This is a genomic window from Candidatus Hydrogenedentota bacterium, assembly GCA_019695095.1.
Classification (GTDB): domain Bacteria; phylum Hydrogenedentota; class Hydrogenedentia; order Hydrogenedentales; family SLHB01; genus JAIBAQ01.
Map to the genome: position 1 here is coordinate 44,129 of JAIBAQ010000002.1, position 18,361 is coordinate 62,489.

At 55.9% G+C, this 18,361-nt stretch carries 16 protein-coding genes; 5 read left to right on the top strand and 11 right to left on the bottom strand.

Features of this window, described 5'->3' with window-relative positions; all coding sequences use genetic code 11:
- Positions 1-96: 96 nt before the first annotated feature.
- Complete coding sequence (locus tag K1Y02_00615) at positions 97-1,302, top strand: aspartate/tyrosine/aromatic aminotransferase (GenBank protein MBX7254830.1); 1,206 nt, start codon at positions 97-99, stop codon at positions 1,300-1,302.
- Between the two features lie 869 nt (positions 1,303-2,171).
- Entirely contained in the window at positions 2,172-3,071 is a 900-nt protein-coding gene (locus K1Y02_00620; protein MBX7254831.1) for a R2-like ligand-binding oxidase, read from the top strand.
- A 15-nt stretch (positions 3,072-3,086) separates the two neighbouring features.
- Here the strand turns inward: K1Y02_00620 and K1Y02_00625 are convergent, their stop codons facing one another.
- The 3 genes from K1Y02_00625 to K1Y02_00635 are packed head-to-tail and all read right to left on the bottom strand — an operon-like array spanning position 3,087 to position 5,074.
- Positions 3,087-3,953, bottom strand: coding sequence for a shikimate dehydrogenase (locus K1Y02_00625; protein MBX7254832.1), 867 nt, complete (start codon positions 3,951-3,953; stop codon positions 3,087-3,089).
- 52 nt (positions 3,954-4,005) lie between these two features.
- On the bottom strand, positions 4,006-4,353 hold the full coding sequence (locus K1Y02_00630; protein ID MBX7254833.1) for a histidine triad nucleotide-binding protein: 348 nt from the start codon (positions 4,351-4,353) through the stop codon (positions 4,006-4,008).
- A gap of 43 nt (positions 4,354-4,396) precedes the next feature.
- Complete coding sequence (locus K1Y02_00635) at positions 4,397-5,074, bottom strand: 16S rRNA (uracil(1498)-N(3))-methyltransferase (protein MBX7254834.1); 678 nt, start codon at positions 5,072-5,074, stop codon at positions 4,397-4,399.
- Between the two features lie 234 nt (positions 5,075-5,308).
- Here K1Y02_00635 and K1Y02_00640 point away from each other — a divergent pair, with 234 nt between their 5' ends.
- Complete coding sequence (locus tag K1Y02_00640; protein ID MBX7254835.1) at positions 5,309-6,151, top strand: GNAT family N-acetyltransferase; 843 nt, start codon at positions 5,309-5,311, stop codon at positions 6,149-6,151.
- Between the two features lie 40 nt (positions 6,152-6,191).
- Here the strand turns inward: K1Y02_00640 and K1Y02_00645 are convergent, their stop codons facing one another.
- The 4 genes from K1Y02_00645 to K1Y02_00660 form a co-directional block, all read right to left on the bottom strand.
- The gene (locus K1Y02_00645) at positions 6,192-6,893 is read right to left on the bottom strand and encodes a DUF3299 domain-containing protein (GenBank protein ID MBX7254836.1); all 702 of its coding nucleotides are present in this window, start codon (positions 6,891-6,893) and stop codon (positions 6,192-6,194) included.
- A gap of 45 nt (positions 6,894-6,938) precedes the next feature.
- Complete coding sequence (locus K1Y02_00650) at positions 6,939-8,276, bottom strand: ABC transporter permease (GenBank protein MBX7254837.1); 1,338 nt, start codon at positions 8,274-8,276, stop codon at positions 6,939-6,941.
- The gene (locus tag K1Y02_00655) at positions 8,273-8,935 is read right to left on the bottom strand and encodes an ABC transporter ATP-binding protein (GenBank protein MBX7254838.1); all 663 of its coding nucleotides are present in this window, start codon (positions 8,933-8,935) and stop codon (positions 8,273-8,275) included. The genes K1Y02_00650 and K1Y02_00655 overlap by 4 nt, the downstream gene beginning before the upstream one ends.
- Positions 8,936-9,083: 148 nt before the next feature.
- Positions 9,084-10,283, bottom strand: coding sequence for a beta-lactamase family protein (locus K1Y02_00660; GenBank protein ID MBX7254839.1), 1,200 nt, complete (start codon positions 10,281-10,283; stop codon positions 9,084-9,086).
- Between the two features lie 240 nt (positions 10,284-10,523).
- On the opposite strand from K1Y02_00660, the gene rpsT reads away from it, so the two are divergent.
- Positions 10,524-10,790 (top strand): 30S ribosomal protein S20, encoded by a 267-nt coding sequence (gene rpsT / locus K1Y02_00665; GenBank protein ID MBX7254840.1) that lies wholly within the window; start codon positions 10,524-10,526, stop codon positions 10,788-10,790.
- A 79-nt stretch (positions 10,791-10,869) separates the two neighbouring features.
- On the opposite strand, the gene K1Y02_00670 is transcribed toward rpsT, so the two are convergent.
- Both K1Y02_00670 and K1Y02_00675 read right to left on the bottom strand, forming a co-directional pair.
- Entirely contained in the window at positions 10,870-12,192 is a 1,323-nt protein-coding gene (locus tag K1Y02_00670; GenBank protein ID MBX7254841.1) for a DUF2092 domain-containing protein, read from the bottom strand.
- Between the two features lie 223 nt (positions 12,193-12,415).
- Positions 12,416-12,958: an arginine decarboxylase, pyruvoyl-dependent gene (locus tag K1Y02_00675; GenBank protein MBX7254842.1), complete on the bottom strand. Its 543-nt coding sequence runs from the start codon at positions 12,956-12,958 to the stop codon at positions 12,416-12,418.
- Positions 12,959-13,153: 195 nt separating this feature from the next.
- Between K1Y02_00675 and K1Y02_00680 the strand changes: the two genes are divergently transcribed.
- Positions 13,154-14,545, top strand: coding sequence for an FAD-binding oxidoreductase (locus K1Y02_00680; GenBank protein ID MBX7254843.1), 1,392 nt, complete (start codon positions 13,154-13,156; stop codon positions 14,543-14,545).
- Between the two features lie 42 nt (positions 14,546-14,587).
- Here K1Y02_00680 and K1Y02_00685 read toward each other — a convergent pair whose 3' ends face one another.
- Both K1Y02_00685 and K1Y02_00690 read right to left on the bottom strand, forming a co-directional pair.
- Complete coding sequence (locus K1Y02_00685) at positions 14,588-16,834, bottom strand: hypothetical protein (GenBank protein ID MBX7254844.1); 2,247 nt, start codon at positions 16,832-16,834, stop codon at positions 14,588-14,590.
- Positions 16,835-17,114: 280 nt separating this feature from the next.
- Entirely contained in the window at positions 17,115-18,341 is a 1,227-nt protein-coding gene (locus K1Y02_00690) for a methyltransferase (GenBank protein MBX7254845.1), read from the bottom strand.
- Positions 18,342-18,361: the final 20 nt, after the last annotated feature.

Consider the following 18,361-nt stretch of genomic DNA (forward strand, 5'->3'; position numbering starts at 1 on the left):
CTTTCGAGCAGGTAAAGCGTGTGCATATCCCGTATAGTTCACAAGGCGTATTTCGCCTCGGGCAGGCAGTCAACCAAGGGAGCTTCGTAGAGGATTATGCTGTTCAACACACTGGAAATGGCCCCCCCCGATCCCATTCTTGGACTTGCGGAAGCGTTCAAGAAGGACACCAATCCCGGAAAGATCAACTTGGGTATCGGCGTGTACAAAGACGCGAAGGGGAACACGCCCGTATTCCAGTCCGTGAAACGCGCTGAAATGCGGATTCTCACGGAAGAATCCACGAAGAATTACGTGAACCCGAACAGCGGCACCGCTGAGTACTGTGCGGCAGTGCAGAGTCTTCTTTTTGGGGCGGATAATCCGATTATTAAGCAGAAGCGTGCTGCCAGCGCCCACACGCCGGGTGGGACAGGCGGTTTGCGGCTGGCGGCAGACGTCATCGCGGTAATGGCTCCGAAAGCTACGGTCTGGCTCAGTGATCCCACGTGGCCCAACCACCCCAGTATCTTCCAGGCAGCGGGGCTGGCCGTGAAGAACTATCCCTACTACGACGCCAAGAACAAGTCCCTCGATTTTGATGCCATGCTTGCGGCGTTGAAGACCGTGCCCGAGGGCGACTTCGTCCTGCTTCACGGTTGTTGCCACAATCCCACGGGTCTCGATCCCGATGCTGCCCAGTGGAAGGCAATCACGGACGTGGCGAAGGCCCAGAAGTGGATTCCGCTCATTGATTTCGCCTATCAGGGTCTGGCCGACGGCATTGATGAGGACTGCTTAGGGGTGCGTGCAATGTGCGCAGCGCTTCCGGAAGCCCTCATCTGCTCGTCCTTTTCCAAGAACTTTGGACTTTACAACGAGCGAGTAGGTGCAATGACGCTGGTGGCAGACACTGCCGAAGCCGCCGAGAAGGCGCTTAGCCACGTGAAGCGCTGCATCCGCACCAACTACTCAAATCCGCCCGCCCACGGCTCAAGTATCGTCACAACGATTCTCAACGATCCCGATCTGCGCGCCGAATGGGAGGGAGAGGTAAAGGCCATGCGCGAACGTATTCATGGCATGCGCGTGCTTTTTGTCGATACCCTGAAGGCCAAAGGCGTCAAAGAGGACTTCTCATTCCTGATTCGGCAGAAGGGCATGTTCTCATTCTCCGGGCTTACCAAGGCGCACGTCGACAAGCTCAAGGAGAAATATGGCATTTACATCGTCGGGTCGGGCCGCATCAATGTCGCGGGAATGACTCCTGACAACATGGATCAACTCTGCACGGCCATCGCGGATGTGTTGGCAAACGCGTAAGTAACTGAAGGTACTTTTCGAAGGGCGGTCTCATTGACGAGGCTGCCCTTTTCTTTTTGTTGGATCCTATCAGGCAATCCTTCTACCTCAATTGCCCCGCAATCCTCGCGATGCTCATAACTTGCAGTGCCACAAATGGTTATCTGCACATTCACATGTTGGGTGTCGTGAGTCTACACGCGCGAATTGCCAAAAGATGGATGGACTCGAGCAAGAGTTGAAAGTTACGAAGAAGACTGATCAAGGGAAGAATGGGAAGGAATCGAATGGAACGAGATGCTATTTCGGTTGCACGTCGGGGCAGGCTCCACTTGCGAAGGTCATCTGTCTCCAAAAGGAGGAAACGCGTAGGAGGCACTTCAGGATGGCAGATACGCTTCCCAGCACCGTCCTTCCTCAATTGTCCGAAGCAAGCGCGCTATGCGCGGAAAGACATTGCACCTGGCCCAACGGCGGGAATGGCGGCGCCGCGAACCAATGCCTTTCAACTTGCTCCGAGCGAGGAGTGGGCTTGTCAACGGGCCTGCCCCGACGGCAATAAACCCGAACGCAGCCTCTCTACACTCGGAGGTCATCCTAGCATATCGAGGAGCGTTTGTCTCCCCTTTTTTTCCTCCAGGAATATGACCGCCTGACTGTCGGGAATATGAGATTAGGTGGAGTGTTTGATTATTCGTAACTCATTGACAATATTCAGTTTAATTTGTATTATGCCCCTGGTCTGGTGATAGATTACCAAAGCGTAAAGCTGCGGAATTGAGTCAATTCTCCACCGCTCGTAGCATCAAAGAAGTGCAAGGCAACCATGTCGAATTCGGACCGGTTGTACCGTTCTGAAAAGACATTCTGGCGTTCAAGGAGCTGGTGACATGTCGCATACTTCATTCACAACTACGACCCTCGGACTTCGCAGAGACATTCCTCCAATGACCCTCTATGAGAAGGCTAAGAGACTCGGTATTTGGAATCCCAGCGACATTGATTTCAGCCAGGACAAAGCCGACTGGCTCAAATTGTCGCGTGACGAGCAGTCATTGATTCTGCATCTGACCTCGATGTTTCAGGCAGGAGAAGAGGCGGTAACACTCGACTTATTGCCACTCATCTCGGTTATTGCCAAGGAAGGCCGGCTCGAAGAGGAAATATTCTTGACGACATTTCTATTTGAAGAGGCCAAGCACACGGACTTTTTCCGGCGGTTCATTACGGAAGTCGTGGGACATGACACGGATTTGGGACGATTTCACGGTCCCTGCTATCACCATCTCTTCTATGATGTGTTGCCTGCCACCATGCATGCGTTGTCGTGCGATCCTTCGCCGCGCGCACTGGCCAAGGCATCGGCAACCTACAACATGGTGATTGAAGGTATGCTGGCCGAAACTGGGTATCATGCCTACTTCACCGTCCTCGACAAGCACAACATCCTTCCGGGACAACGCAAGGGCATTTCCTTGCTCAAGCAGGATGAAGCGCGGCACATCGCTTACGGTATCTTTCTTTTATCGAGACTCATGGCCGAGGACGAGACGCTATGGGAGGTCGTGGAAGCGACCATGAACGAACTGGTTGAACCCGCCTTGGGGATGATCTACGAGTCGCTCGGCTCGTACGACCCTATTCCATTCGGTCTAGAGATAAATCACTTTACCGACTACGCCATGAGCCAGTTCCAGAAGCGTCTTGAACGCGTCCAGCGTGCAAGGTCGATGTCCATAGAGGAAATCTACAGCGTTACGCATCACGCCATTGAGGAGAACGACGCGTAGCGGCCAGAAGCCAAATCATGACCCGGCTGGACTAAGTGCTCGCAGGGCCGCGTCACGCATGGCGGAGTAGGGGGCGTCCACGCCTGTCCAGCGCTCGAACTGCAATACAGCCTGGTTGATGAGCATTTCTATCCCGACGATGATCTTGCACCCCACAGCTTCGGCATCTCGCAGCAGCAAGGTCTTGTGCGGGCGATATACCATGTCGAAGACCACTTGGCAGTCCCGAAGCCATTCCCGGGGGATGGGGGAGGCGTCTTCGTGGGGGTGCATGCCGATGGGCGTGCCTTGAATGACAACGTCATGCGTACGCATCGCTTCGGCGAGGTCGGTATCCAGGCCGCCAGCGGCAATGCTCTTTCCCGATGCGTCCCGAAGGTCAGAAACCAGGCGCGATACACGCTCGGGCGTCCGGCCGAGTATAGTGACGTGGTCTGCGTGCGTAAGCTCGGCAATCGCGAACGCCACGGCACGCACGGCCCCTCCCGACCCAACAAACAGCACTTTCTTTCCATTTAGGTCTACGCTGGCGTCGAGAAACGCCCGCAGCGTCCCCGGACCATCTGTTGTGGACCCAACCAAACGTCCGTTGTCGTTGGTGATCGTGTTCACGCTGCCCACATGTTGCGCCATGGGTTCCACTTCGTCGAGGTGGTGCATGACCGCAATTTTGTGTGGAATCGTCACGCTCATTCCGCGAAAGCTTGGAAGCGCACGCATACCTTCAACGCACCCGCCGACGTCTTCAACGCGAAATGCCAAGTAGACGTAATTGAGCCCCGCCGCCTCAAAGGCCGCATTGTGCATGTGTGGGGACAAGGAATGCGCCACCGGATTGCCAATAACCGCGCACAGCCGTGTCTCCGCATCAATCAATCGCATACCGCTAATAACCCCGTTAGCTGTGGTTCAGAATTCGTAGTCTCGGACATCCTCACCCCGGGGGCCATGCCAGGTCGCGTCCACCAAGAATGTGCAGGTGCACGTGCCAAATGGTCTGACCGCCGCGCCTACCGCAATTGATGACATACCGGAATCCGTCTTTCGTCAGCCCTTCTTTCTCGGCAATCTCATTTGCTTTGAGTACCAGTTTTCCTAGAAGGACGGCGTCTTCGGGCTGCACATCCGTCACTTTCTCAATGTGCTTTCTCGGAACGATCAGGATGTGCGTTGGTGCACCTGGATTGATGTCCCGGAATGCGTAAAACTCATTGTCCGAGTAGACTTCCGTCGAAGGGATAGCCTTAGCCGCGATCTTGCAGAATAGGCAATCGATTTCCATGAGCAGATACCTTTCTTCAATGCGTCCTGGCTGTGAGCGTACCTTACGGCTGCGGCGGCGTGCAATTGGACGCAGATTTGGATGCGGCGCTACGCGGCCCAAGACCGCCGAGCTCATAGAGCACCAGAGCGGCCGCAAGGAAAGCGGCCACTTCCGAACGATAGGTGGCCTCCCCCAGCGACATAGGCAACGCGCCTTTGGACAGGATGGCATGGATTTCGTTGTCGGCGAAATCGCCTTCCGGTCCGACAAGTAACGTGACCTCTTTGACTCCCTGCGGGAGGATTAGGGGAGTCGCATCGCCTTGTTGTGTCGCGACATAGAGCAAACCGCGAGTAACAGAGAGTGCGGCCTCCAAGTCGTTGGACTCTTGAAATGCAGGCAGCCAAAGGCGGCCGCATTGTTTGCAGGCCTCAATCGCGATGCGTTCCCACTTGTCTGCCCGCATGGGACGCCGTTCCGAATGTCGCGCGGGGAAGAAGACGAATCGTGTGACACCCACTTCCGTGCAGCGCCGGATGAGTTCTTCCATGGCTTTCTGGTTGTTAAGCGTGGCCTGCAGCAGCGTTACTCGCGTTGCAGGCGGCTGCACCTCGCGATAATCCCGGATGTCGATGTGCACTTCATGACGCCCCAACGAGGCGACGATACCAAGCCATTCGTGCCCCTTGCCGTCGAACAAGGCTACTTCGTCACTCACACGCGCTCGTACAACATGCAATGCATGATGAGCCTCGTCTCCCTCGAGCAGAGCAGACCCTTGGTCATGTGGAAGGCTGTCTCCAATATAGAATCGGTGCGTATGTGCCATACGTGAAAGGATAGCAGTGAAAGATGGCGGAGAGAAAGCGACGAGTTCTCTCTGATTAGCACCGAGTCTGCTGAATCGAGCTTTTGTGGCTTTCGTCACTTGCGCCTATACTACGTTTCGCACAACGTGGAGGAGGGAGAATCTGTGAGCGACTACACCATTTCGACCGCGTCGCGCGAAGAAGTCGATATCGCGGTGGCCTTTGCAGCAGGCGAAGGGTGGAACCCGGGTAAGCACGATGCGGACTGTTTCCACGCGGCGGATCTCGAAGGGTTTCTCGTGGGACGCCTCGGAGGAGAGGTCATTGCTTCCGTCTCTGCCGTGAGGTACGGAAAGGATTTCGGGTTCCTGGGCTTCTATGTCGTGAAAGCGGAGTTCAGGGGGAGAGGATATGGACTGCCCCTTTTTGAGGCGGCTGTTCGACAATTGGAGAGTGTGAAGTCGGCCGGGCTGGACGGTGTTGTGGCGCAACAGCAGAACTACATGAAGTCAGGTTTTGTCTTGGCATATCGAAATATTCGTTTTCAAGGCGTCGGTGGGGGAGAAATGCCATCGGGGGTGACTCCTATTGCCGATATCGCCTTCGGGGTTGTGGAGCGATATGACTCGGTATGCTTTGGAACCTATCGCACAGCTTTTCTGAGGGCATGGCTGTCTCAACCGGAAGGTATGGGTTACGGAATCCTCGGTTCGGACGGCGAGCTCATCGGATATGGCGTGCTCAGGCCGTGTCAGACGGGATACAAGATTGGACCGCTATTTGCGGACAGTGCCGACGCCGCAGACTGCCTGTATCGCGCACTGGCTTCCAAGGTGCCTGGAGCCGCTGTGTATCTGGACGTGCCGGAAGCGAATGCCGAAGCTGCCGCGCTTGCGAAGCGCCACGGGCTAGCCCAATGCTTCGAGACTGCAAGGATGTATAAAGGAGAAACGCCCAACGTTCCCGTTGGGCGTGTGTTCGGCGTCACTACATTTGAGTTGGGGTGAAACTGCACACCACAACGTGGCATGCCGCCACCGATTCGGACTAGCTGGGTGACTGCTTAGGCGCTTCCGACGCTGAAGGAGCGTCAATACCCTTCAGAAGTTCTTCCTCGGGTACTGAGTTGGGGATGTGTTCGCCGCCCTGCAACAATTGGCCGCCCTGCTTTGCGCCTTCTTGACGATCTTGTTTCCTGATGTTTTTCGGAGTCAGGTTCTTGTCTTTTGTGTTGAACGTAGCATTGGTCAGCTTGTAGTAGAACTTTTCCGGAAAGACGTCCGCCGACCCTTCATTGAGAACCAGCTCTCCGGTGATGAGAACGGGCTCCTCCACTAGATTGACCTTATGGCCTTCCGCCATTCGGACGAGCATGACGTCGCGCATCGGAGGCGCTTCGCAGAAATAGCACTGAATCGGCAGCGGAAGCAGCATGAAGTATTCGGCGTCGCGGAACTGGTCAATCGGAGTCATAAAGCCGATCAGGTTGACTGTTGTGCCGTTCTTGGGCTTCAAATCCTCAGGAAACTTGGTGTCCTTGCCCAATTTTCCCTTTGTGAGCCGAAGCAACTCCCAGTCGAGGAGATTTCTCCCTTGCTGAATCTGCTTGGCTTCTTCCGCGCGGCGAATCCGGTCGAACTTCTCTTGCAGAGTTCCCAGGCGCATGTAAATGTTGATGCCCACCACACCGGCGAGGACGACTACGATCCCAAGAAGGGTCCCCAAATCTCGAATAACTCGGCGTCTCAAGGATAGATACCTCCAAGATAAAAAGAATGCACCGTTATCAGTTTATCATAATTCCGCGAGTCCTCGCGTAATATCGGTTCGATAAGCTTGCCAAGCCGGAAGAATTCCGGCCAACATGCCCATAAGTAAAACAACCGAATAGGCCGTAATCATGTCAGGGCTGGGACGGAAGGCCGACACGGCGAATCCGATACGTTCGGTAAGGTACATGCCCAAGCCATAGGTGAGGCCCGTGCCGACTACCCAACCTGCGCCAATCCCCATAAGAGTAACCCAAAATGCCTCAATGAGTACAGCCCCGAAGACTTCTCCGGACGATGCGCCCAAGGCGCGCATGATGGCCAGATCTCGCCGCCGCTGGACAATGGCGAGGTACAGGCCGATCAGGATGGAGATCGACGAGATCACCGCCACCAGATATCCAATAGCCAGAAGGACTTGGCGGGCCGTGCCCAGGAGTTGTTCATAGAGGCGTTGCACTTCGCGAATCGGGTCGGCGGCAACCACACCGGGGTTCTCCCGCATAATACGCGGGATGAACTGAAGGCGCTGGCCGGGACTGTCCAGGACAATCAACACGGCCGTCGTTTCGTGATCGTGATGTTCTTCCCCCACATGCTGGCCTTCCGCGTACTCATCAGCAGGGGGGGCAGCTTCCTCTTCGTGGCCAGCTTCCGCGCCGTTCAGTCCGGTCGGCGTGGAACCCGTTAACGAGGATGTCCCGTACTCATGCTCGTGGGCATGCCAAATTGAATCCAACTGAGTAAACAGTATGCGGTCGTTCGGAGTACCCGAAGGGACCAGTATTCCAACGACTGTGTATGGCGTATCCTTGTGGTGCTCAACGCCTTGAACTTCCATGAGCCCGTGCGTGCTCGCGAATGTGTCGCCCACTTTGAGTCCAAGTTCTTTGGCCACTGTGCTGCCAATAACGGCTTCGAACGGCTTTTCAAAATAGCGTCCTTCGGCGAGTTTATACGTGTTGCGCTCCTCTCCCGTGATCCGGTTCGTCCAGTCGAACTCCATCAACTCCCTGTTTGTGCCGACGATACGAAATCCTCTATAGGAGTCCCCCATTCCGATGGGAAATGCCGCGACGACTTCCTCGTCTTTCTTCACTTTCTCGTAGATGCTGTACGGGATATTGCCGGCGGGCTGGCCGATGAAATACACCGAGCTCAGCACCAGTTGCTGTGTGCTGCCTACCGCGCCAATGGCCACGTCGAAAGCCTGGCCTTCCTCAACGAACCGGCGCTCTGTCTCGTCGCGCATGAGGAGTACGGACGTAATCAATCCTACGCCCAGAGCAACGGAGAGAATGGTCAGAAATGTGGTGAGTTTGCGGCTCCAAAGGTAATTCCAGGCGATGTGCCACACGGTCATGATTCGACCTCCTTCACCAAGCCGGTGCAGTCGAACCGTTCAGGTAGACGGCTGGCAATTCCCTCGTCGTGAGTGACGAGAAGCAGGGTCAGCTTCTCTTCTGTGCACAGCTCCAACAGAAGGTCCATGATCGATTTTGCAGTCTTGGGATCGAGACTGCCTGTTGGTTCGTCAGCGACAACGAGCCGTTGCTTGTTGGCCAATGCCCGCGCGATGGCCACCCGTTGGCGCTCCCCGACGCTCATCGTCGCCGGACGGCTGTTCAAGCGGTTGCCCAAGCCGACGCGTTGGAGCAGTTCCTTGGCGTGCTTTCGCCATTCCGCCGAAGGGCGCGTGTCGCTGAAGCGCATCCCCAACATGACGTTCTGAAGTGCTGTGAAGGGTCCGAGGAGGTTGAAGGTCTGAAAGACGAACCCAAGTCGTTCGCCGCGGAACCGATCAAGCTTGCCTTCACTCAATGCGCTTATCTCGACGCCGTCTACTGTGACTTGTCCGGAATCGGGACGCAACAGCCCGCTGATTAGGTTGAGCATGGTGCTCTTACCACACCCGCTCGGCCCCCAAAGCGCCACCCGAGAACCTTCCGGCGCGTGAAATGACTCGCAAAAGAACTCTACGCCCGGACCCAATTTCCTCCGGACGTTCATCATTTTTACCATGGCCTATACTCCACCGTGCGGAACCAGCCTCAAAGCGTATGACCTTTGCGGGCGCGGTGTCAATGCGGTCCTCACTTGGAGGAAGAAGTGCGAGGGGGGAACCGGCAATCCGGACGATCCGAATCGCAATTACTCAAGCTTTGTCTGATCAGTGGACTCCGTCGCTGACTGCTGCCAACAAGGATTGCCAGGTCTCAAAATTCATGCCTCCGGTATTGAGGCCAAGACGCACGACGACCGTGTTGGTATCGGGGTTCACGTAGACGTATTGACCTAAATGGCCGGCCATCATGAAGTGAGTTCGGTCGCGAAACGGTCTCCACCACTGGAATTGGTATTCCCATGACGCTCCGTCAGACTCATCGATGCTCCGGGCGTGCTGAACCCAGTCGGCGCTCACAATACGTTGACCTTCCCATTCCCCGTCCATCAGGTAGAGCATGCCGAGTTTGGCGAAGTCGCGAGCGGTGGCAGCCAAACCGCACCACGTCTTTTCCACATCCCCATCGGTAATCCAGAGCGCGTCATGTTCCATGTGCACCGGTTTCCACACCCGGCGTTCAAGGTATGCCGAAATGTTCTCCGTCTTTAATGCGCGGCGGAGGACGGCCGCGAGGAGAATGTTGTCGCCACTTTTGTAGATGAAACGCGTTCCTGGAGTCTCCGCAAGACGGAAATGCGAAACGCTATCCTGAATGCACGATTCGCAATAGTACAACCTGGAATGCAGTCCGAACGGGTTGTCGGCCTCCACGTAGTCAAGACCGCTGGTCATTTGTAGCAGATGTTTCAGAGTAACTTGCTCGAATCCGCGGCCGGCAAGTTCTGGGACGTATTTGGTAACAGGGTCGTCGATAGAACCAATCAGTCCATCGTCGATAGCGCAACCGACTAAGATCGACACTACCGACTTCGACATGGAGAAGGCTAACGAGATGGAGTCGCGAGAGTGCCCGGCAAAGTAGCGCTCAAGCACGATTTGCCCGTTGTGTACAACCAGGAACGCCAGGGAATTCGATCGTTCGAGCACATCATCAAGGTCAGCGTCTTTCTTGTCTCCAAAAGACACGCGAGCGGGAACAGTGGCAACTTGGCTAGAAGTCGCGAATTGGAATGGCGCAGGGCCGCACTTGATGGTCTTGCTATTGAAGATGCGGTAGTCACGTACACCCGAAGGTCCGTGTCGGAACATTTGCGAGTATGTGGTGCAACTTACTGCAGAAAATGCCACGAGTGCACCTGCAAGCAGACAGAACAAATCGCCGCGAATAGCGCGTACGTGAGGTTCCTCGGCCGTCTGGTTGGAGGGTGCTGCTCTCTCGGTCGAATCATCTTCGGCAGAAGTCATTTGAAGACAGCCCCTTATGGAGTCGTGATATAAGCAGCCCGCCGTCGCTGAAGCCACGCATACGTATTCAATGGTAGCGTAACGGAGACTAGCGCTCAACACGCTCGCCAGGGTGAAATCAGCCAGTAAAGGTGCCCTCATACACCCTGGGCGACAAGCGGTTTGAAGTTGGAGGGGGTTGTCTGCTAATCTATTTCCTCTTGAATCCCAGATTTCTATGCCATATGGAGATATTCTGACATGCCGAATACGAAGACGGCCAAAGCCCGCGACATCACAAATGAGCGCAACCGCGAGAAGAACGTTGCGGTGAAGTCGCGCATGAAGACGTTCGTCAAAGATGCGATGACTGCTATCGACGCTAAGGACAAGGATCGCGTTAGCAAGACGTTACCGGTCGCGTTGACGGAAATCGACAAAGCGGTTACGAAGGGCGTAATTCACGCGAACTCGGGTGCGCGCAAGAAGTCGACGCTTCAGCGCCGGGCCGCCGCGCTCAACAAGTAGTCCACAATCCGATCCAATAATCAGGCCCTCGCACCGGACTGGCGCGAGGGCCTTTCGTGTGACTTCCGATTGGGGGCACCTACGCTTTGGGGGCGCCTTCCTTGGGCGCGGCGCCTTCGCCTTCTGTTGGGGCTTCAACGAGATTCTTGCCTGACAGAAGCGTATCCAGTTCTTTGCGCAGAGTCTGCTCAAGGTTGGGTATCAGTCCAACGTGCACCGACTGCACGCTGCCGTCTTTGCCGATGATAACCGTCTGCGGGATGCCGCTGACTCCAAACAAATCGCCGACCGAGCCATCCTTGTCGAGAGCCACGGGACAGGCAAGCTCGGACTCGGTGAGGAAAGTCTTAATCGTGTCGGCATCTTCTCGCTGGTTCATCGCATAGAAGACTACTCCCTTGTCCTTGTATTCGTCGGTCACCTTGATAATCGTGGGCAGAGCTTTTTTGCACGGCCCGCACCACGTGGCCCAGAAGTCGAGGACGACCACCTTCTTGTCTTTGTGCGGCGCCAACTCGGCCTTTCCTCCGTCGATGAGATCCAAGGAGAACGCGGGGGCGGGTTTCCCGAGCAGCGGGCTTTCTTCTTGTTCTTCACGGCCCAGCATTGCCATGAGCGAATCGGCTTTTGCCGCGCCTTCGGGAGGTGTGAACGAGAACTTTTCGGCGGGGATGGGTTCGTTGACAGTCCAATTGGCGTATCGCACGTTGACACTCATCTTCATGTCTTTAACGGGCATGCGATCGCCGGCGGTTGCGAGGGCTTTCGCCATATCGGGCACGATCTTGATTAGAAGGGGTTTATCGCCCGTTTGCACATACATATCGATATCAATCTCTTCCTGGATCAACTTGATGTGGCTGCATTTGACCCCCTCGACGTCCTCTACCCCAACCAGAGTTGCCTCGTTGACCCCTTCCAGTATTGCGGCCGAGGGATCGTCCGACACGAGAGAGGCGGAGAGGATGGAGAACTGCCCCGAAAACATCGCGGCCTCCCCTGCGACTGCGTCGAATGCCGTTTCTGGCGCGTCTTCTTGGGTGTATTTCTTGAACATTGGCAGATACGTGTAGAGCGTCTTGCCGTCCGACACGATCGTGGCACCCATCATACCTTCTTTCAGGATGCGCGAGACCTTATTCGGGCGCTCGATGGCGACGGCGTAGTCGGAGTTCATGGTTTGCTTCATGCCTTGAGCTTCCATCACCATTTCTGTCGTCTCATCCACGGTGAATGACTTCAGGCCTTTGTAGTATTCGCCCAAGGCATCGATTACTTTCTTGGCTTCCGGGGCAATCTTCGAGCCTTGTTCCGCATTCTGAGCCAATGAGGCCGGACTGACAAACGCAAGGAGCGCGGCGATCACGAGCGGAACTGCGAAGCGAGCCTTCTGAATGGACATAAAGGGCGTTCTCCTACATCTTGTTGAGGTTGGCGCGGTCCCAAGAGCGTCATCATAGTCCGCAATTCACACTGGCGCAACTGAGCACCGGCGTAATTTGCTCTCGGGATAAGGCCCTGCAAATCCGGCATTTGCGATTGGTGAAGCCAGGCCGGAAAAAGAATAAGGCCTCAACCTTTGCCCGATAGGGCACAGAATTGAGGCCTGGAATTCAGTCGTTGTGCTACACAACGAAAACGACAGCCGTGAGGACTGTTGTCCAAAGGCCATCCTTGTTCCCTTCAGCGGATTGGCAAATATTGCGCGTTTTGAAGATGTGACCGCTCGCTTTATAGATCTGTTTGCGTTCGTCCCAGGCAAGGTCCGGGTCAAACTCGATACCGAGGGTAGTAGCCAGCATGGTCGCGGCGAGGTCTTCGGCGTAGTCGCCCGCGATGCTGCTCTTCTGGCCGTACGCGTGGTGCTCGCTGATGTATCCGTATTGGTCTTCCTTTTGCGGTACGGCAAGTCCAACCGCGCTGGCAACCAACCGATTAGGTTCGCAAGTGTCGCAGCGGGACATCACGCAGAACACGATCTGGCCGGGGGAAAGGTACTTGAGACCTTCTTTTTTCGTGACGATCTTGCAGTTTGGCGGAAAGATACTGGAGACGTATACAAGGTTGAATTTTTCGATACCCGCATCGCGCAGGGCACTTTCAAACGAAGCCAGCTTCTCTTTGTGGATGCCCACGCCGCGGACGAAGAACGCACGTTTTGGGATCAAATCCTTGGCCATGCATTGACCGGAATCGGCCGAAAGTTGACGTGCCAGGGATTTGTCCATCTCAATTCCTCCCGCATAGTGCATAGAGCTGTGATCAGAAATGACGAAAAACGTGAAATACGCCCAGAGCGCAATTGCGTAGTATAATCGGCGCTGGCGCTTGATGCAAATAGGGGCTCATCGCGGAGGCTTTTCATGCACCTTGCTCTGAACTCTACCCCATTCAAAGGCACCCCCGAAGCTGTCACCGAGACTGGCACGTACTGTCCTGTCAGTTTTTGGCAGGAAACCATCAGCGTGACTCCACGGCCTTCCCTGCAAACCGACATCAATTGCGACGTCGCTATCGTCGGAGGGGGATTCACGGGCTTGGCGGTCGCGTGCGAACTCAAGAAGTCGGCTCCAATGCTGCGTGTGGCACTTCTGGAACGCTCGGTTGCGGGTCACGGTGCGAGCGGACGCAACGGCGGTTTTGCGATGCCGCTTATTGGTTGGGACCTCACCGACGCGGTTAGGCAGCTTGGAGAGCAGAAGGCGGCCGAAGCATACCGGCTGATGTACGAGGCGGTAAACCACTTCAAGAAGACGATACGACGGCACAATATCGCGTGCGACCTCGAAGAGACCGGATATTTGCTGTTGGCCACGTGTCCCGCTCGTTTGAAGCGTGTGAAGCACGAGGCTGATCTGGGCAAGCGACTTGGCTTCGATATCGAGTATTTGGAGGGCGCTGCGCTTCGCGCGCACATTGGGAGTAAGGCATTCATCGGTGGCGCATACGACCCGCACCCCGCGATTGTGAACCCGGCGAAGCTTGCGCGCGGACTGCTGGATGTCGCAGTCAATCTGGGTGTGCAGGTCTTTGAACAGACCCCACTGGTGGAATTGAATGACGGGGACCCTATCACGTTGCGGACGCCCGCCGGGAGCATCAAGTCCAAGCAGGTTGTCCTGGCCTTGAACGGCTACGGTGGCGCGCTGGGATTCATGGAGTCGCGCATACAACCCGTTCACACCTATATCGTGCTTACGGAACCGTTAACGGAAAAAGACCTTGACGCAATTGGCTGGGCCGAGAAGCGCACAAGCCTGGAGACGGCGCGCAATTTCATCCATTACTTCCGGTTGACAGCGGACAATCGGATTCTGTTCGGTGGAGAAGACGCATCGCTGTTTTACAAGGGCGCTTACTATGATGTTCATTCACCAAGTTTTGCGCGGCTTGAGGCGCGGTTTCGAGCGTATTTCCCCGAACTGAATCACGTGAAGATTACACACCGTTGGGGTGGTGTGCTGGGCGTCACTCTCGACATGTTTCCGACCTTTGGCGTGGGAGGCGAGAAACACACCATCTACCATGCATGTGGATACTCCGGACACGGCGTCGCCCTCAGCAACTACGCAGGCGTCATCCTTGCGCCGCATATTCTGAATCGCGCCGGATTGGCAGACCCAGGCGCCGGAGTCGATAAGCCGTTCTTCTGGAATCGCCGCCCCATGGCCGTTCCAGGCGAACCGATCCGCTATCTCGGATTGCAGGCCTATCGAATGGCGCTACACACTCAGGATTGGTGGGAAGGGGCGTAAGCCGCACTTCGTTCAGTATCAATCCACACAGCCCAATGGCGGCTATAGGTCTGCTGTTCCCGCCAACTTCACGATCTGATTGGAGCCGTCTTCAAAGACGACTCTGACGTCGCGCGGTGAATTCGCAACATCGGTGATGCGATATCCACCGTCGCGTGGCTCCACGCGTACGCCATCGATACCGAATGCCTGGCCGCGCTTGCGGTCGATAAACACGTCGCCGTAGTGATCGCGAACGCGGTTTCGCGCTTCCGATGCAGCTCCGTTGCCCCAGGTGTAAATCGTGAACTCGCCGATGCCGAGTCCTTCCTTGTCGGTCTCGCCGCCGTGTCCGTAGTTCTCCATCATGAACCCGTAGTCCGCCGGGCCAAAGAAGGGCCAGACCTTTTCCCAGAGCGCTTTCTGTTGTGGATTCTCAGGGCAGTACATCATGACAAATGAGGAACGCAGTGCGGCTATGCCGCGCTCGAACAGGTGTGCCTCGCCCATTTCCCTGTAGTAGTCGAGGAACAGTTCGGCAAAGAGACTTTGCCGCGCATCGTTCCATTCGCCGTCGCAGTTCATGACGCCGAATCCACCCAATGCGGGAATGTGGATGAAGGGAGGTTGCCACGACTGTTGTGTCATGGAGAGTTCGTCCAACACGCGTCTGCCCCAATCGAGGTATCGAGCCTCTCCCGTGGCGCGGTAGGTGGCGAGCAACGCTTCTGCAGTCCAGAACATGGAGAAATTGCATTGCTTGTACATGCCGTTCCGCGCGATGCGCTTGCCGTAGTACGCTTCTTTGCCCCATCCGCAACACGACCAGTACGTCTCGAAGTCTTCCCAACGACCCGAGGGCACCACGTCGACCAGCAGCGCGTCCATGGCGCGAACAGCGGCATCGTGATACTTCTTTTCGCCGGTAATGGTCGCAAGTTCCAGCAGGAATGTAACGCTCATGCTGGTCTCGGGTGATTGCGCAAGCACGGGCGATGGGGCGAACGTCTTGGGTTCGAGCCATGCGGGGAAGAAGCCTTCTGAATCCTGAAGGGTAAGCAGTTTGTCTGCGTACGCGCTTGCGTATGCCAAGAGACGGGGATCGGCATCAAGCTCGCGATACCAGCGCAGCATGTGAAGACAGGTCCAACTTGAATCGAGTACGTGGTACCAATCCGGTGTTACCCCGCGCTCCCAAGGCACTCGGTTCGAATTTGACCAATGACCGGTAGTCCAACCTCTCGTGCGTTGGATCTTCTTCCCACCGACTTCTTCCTCGTACATGTCGGCTGCGTATACGCCGGGGAATATGCCGTCCCTCTGCGGCGCTGCCAACGAAAACTCCTTTGTAAGCATGGCCTTCTGCTCGAGTTCAGCGTTTTGCGTTCTCCGCGCATAGCGGAGCACGCCAGCGGCCGCTCGCAACGAAGCGAACCAGGCTTGATTCCAAATGGAGAGATTTTCGCGCCACGAAGGTTCGCCTTTGAAGTTGGGCGATTGCGTGACATTCACGATAAAGCACGGTGACCCAACCTTCCTTCCGTCGATTTCAAATTCCTGCCACACAGGATTGCGCCACGTGTCGAATGCCCACTTATAGGTGTGCTCTACGAAGCGATCCATCGGAACCGTGCTCGGCTCTCCTTTGGCCAGGAGCGGAGACCCATATCTATCCCATAGCATGCGGGAGACGCGGCCAAATGGATTTCGAGGCACATCATCGTCCATGTATGCCAGCGCCAAGAAGCCGAATTCGAGTTTGCCAGAGGGCAGCGTCATCCCTGCCTTTTTCTTGTAGAGAACATGCGTTGTCAGTTCCGTGAGAGACATGCCCAGTGTAAGTCTGGCTTTTGGCGCATCCACATCCATAAACCAAGGAGCCGACTCTATAGCACCGCACAATTCCAGATCGGGCACGATGACAAGTGTTGCTGCGCCTTGAGACGCTATCAGGGCAGGCGAGCGAAACACATGCTGGGCAATGCAATTCCCGTCTTCCGGGGCCAGATGCGGGGCCCACCAGAAATCGGGTTTGAAAGCAAGGTCAAAAGGAACCGCGACTTCATCCTGTTGTACGGACTCGTTCAGATTCCACGCGATCCGCACGCGCTTCCATCCGTCACCGGCGTCGGTGATTTCTACGGAAGGTTGCGCGGTTTCAGCAATTGAAGGTGCTTTGAAGCGAGCAAGCTCGCTCTTCCCGAGCGCGATGATGCAGAAGTCGGCACTACGGCTGATGTCCATTATGTCAGTCCTGTCGGAGGCGGCAAAGACAGAGATTGCCGCAAGTGTTAATTGAACGATTGGCACAGAGAATACTCCCCTTGGCCAACTGTTTACGTTAAATCGCCCGCGATTTGCAACGTTGCTGGCCTCTAGTCCGGATTTCTCACGAACACACTTGAGCCCCTATCGTAACCAGTGTGTTTGCGAGCTTGCGGCGAAAGACATAGCGTTTCTCCGAGAACAGAGTGTGTTCGCGAGAAATCCTCATGGTATAACCTCAAGGTCTTGCACGTTAGCAATTTGCGTCGGCGCTCAATCGCGCCGGTGCAAATTGCGGACTAGGTTGAATGGCGCGATAGTCGCCTCATCGTGTATGAATGGCGTCGAACATGGCAACGATATTGTCCGGAGGGACATTGGCGAGTATGTTGTGTACCTGTTGGAATACGAACCCACCGTTCGGACGCAAGGCGCGGACTTGCTCAATTACGTGTTGACGCACTTCGTCCGGTGTCCCATTCGGCAGCACGCGTTGAGTGTCGCAGCCGCCGCCCCAAAAGGTGATGTCGTTGCCAAAATCGCGTTTGATTGTAACGGCGCTCATGCCTGCGCACGAGATTTGAACGGGATTGATGGCGTCAAGACCTGCATCGATGAGGTCGGGTAACAATTCGCGCACGCCGCCGCAGCAGTGCAGCATCACCTTCACGTCCGCAAGCTGCTTCGCGCGGCCCCACATGGCTTTGTGGCACGGCTTGAAGTACTCGCGATACATATCCGGCGAGATCTGCGGACCGCCCTGCGACCCCAGATCGTCTCCAAACAAAATGACGTCGATATACGGACCGACTGCACCCAGGAATCGCTCCAGATTTGCCAGATGAATCTCAAGTAATCGATCCAGAAAAGCGTGGACTTTGTCCGGATCTTCCGCCAGCATCATGAGGAAACCATCGTTTCGCCAGAAGAACTGACCCATCTCCAGCGTGTTTCCGCCGAATAACCCAATGATCGCTTTGTCCGTCGATGCCCGGAGGCGCTTCGCTCCTTCAGCCAGCCGTTGCAGCCCATCCGGACCCGCCGTGAGAGGTCCCGGGGGTGACGCCACAGCGCACCACATGCACTCGCTCATTGCGCCAGGAATATTGTCGATGTCTTCGTGCTCAAGGTAAGGATAGTGTGTCTGTTCAAAGTACAACGCGCCGTCGGGCATCTGGGCAATCACGCGTCCGCTCGTTGAGCGAATCACCCAACGGGCTCCGTCGCGCTCCGGCAAGGCCCACGCGGGCATCTGACACGGTGTGCCGTCCGGCAATGTCCAGTCGGCCCAGTCCTTGTCATCCAGGGCAAATGCGCGGCCCAACTCAATGGTGTCAATGCCGAATCGGGTCAGCACGTCATCATCGACGATGGCGAGTTGCTGCACCGGGTCATAGACACGTATCGGCCGTTTCGGCAGACCAAGGTGATCGCGCAGTCGCGCATAGGCAATAGCCGCAATACCGCTTGAGCGGTGCCCAGAAAGATCGACAGCGACCCGATCCGGTTCGCGGTGATTCAACGATGCCAGTACTCGTTCGCGCGAATTCATGTGCGATTCCTCATGACCAG

Coding starts and splice junctions, on each gene's coding strand:
- rpsT (MBX7254840.1), top strand. CDS start 10,524: ATGCCGAATACGAAGACGGCCAAAGCCCGCGACATCACAAATGAGCGC.
- K1Y02_00625 (MBX7254832.1), bottom strand. CDS start 3,953: ATGCGATTGATTGATGCGGAGACACGGCTGTGCGCGGTTATTGGCAAT.
- K1Y02_00650 (MBX7254837.1), bottom strand. CDS start 8,276: ATGACCGTGTGGCACATCGCCTGGAATTACCTTTGGAGCCGCAAACTC.
- K1Y02_00630 (MBX7254833.1), bottom strand. CDS start 4,353: ATGGAAATCGATTGCCTATTCTGCAAGATCGCGGCTAAGGCTATCCCT.
- K1Y02_00615 (MBX7254830.1), top strand. CDS start 97: ATGCTGTTCAACACACTGGAAATGGCCCCCCCCGATCCCATTCTTGGA.
- K1Y02_00660 (MBX7254839.1), bottom strand. CDS start 10,283: ATGACTTCTGCCGAAGATGATTCGACCGAGAGAGCAGCACCCTCCAAC.
- K1Y02_00680 (MBX7254843.1), top strand. CDS start 13,154: ATGCACCTTGCTCTGAACTCTACCCCATTCAAAGGCACCCCCGAAGCT.
- K1Y02_00690 (MBX7254845.1), bottom strand. CDS start 18,341: ATGAATTCGCGCGAACGAGTACTGGCATCGTTGAATCACCGCGAACCG.
- K1Y02_00655 (MBX7254838.1), bottom strand. CDS start 8,935: ATGGTAAAAATGATGAACGTCCGGAGGAAATTGGGTCCGGGCGTAGAG.
- K1Y02_00620 (MBX7254831.1), top strand. CDS start 2,172: ATGTCGCATACTTCATTCACAACTACGACCCTCGGACTTCGCAGAGAC.
- K1Y02_00670 (MBX7254841.1), bottom strand. CDS start 12,192: ATGTCCATTCAGAAGGCTCGCTTCGCAGTTCCGCTCGTGATCGCCGCG.